Genomic DNA, 267 nt, shown 5'->3' on the forward strand with positions numbered 1-267 from the left:
GGGAGAGGGTTCGACGACGGCGGGAAGAACGCCGGCACCTCGGCGACGAGCGCGGGCTCCGCGCCATCCACCTCGGGCTCAGCCTCCGGGGCGGAAGCGTCGTCCTCGTCAGCCTCGGCCTCGTGCACCGGCTCGGGGTCCGTGGTCCACCACGCCTGCTGGCGCAGCTCCGCACGGGTGACGGTGCGGTCATCCACCTCGACGTCGATCTCACCCGAAGGTCCCACGATCAGGCGATGCTCACCGCGGTCGCCGCTCGTGCGCAGT

The 267-nt window shown here is 72.3% G+C and carries 1 protein-coding gene; it reads right to left on the reverse strand.

Translation table 11 applies throughout. The features are described from left to right. Positions 1 to 267: hypothetical protein (locus tag KVT44_RS56170; RefSeq protein ID WP_217577002.1), on the reverse strand; the 267-nt coding region annotated here is incomplete at both ends.

The sequence above is a fragment of the Streptomyces sp. GbtcB7 genome (assembly GCF_019091445.1).
Lineage (GTDB): Bacteria > Actinomycetota > Actinomycetes > Streptomycetales > Streptomycetaceae > Streptomyces > Streptomyces mirabilis.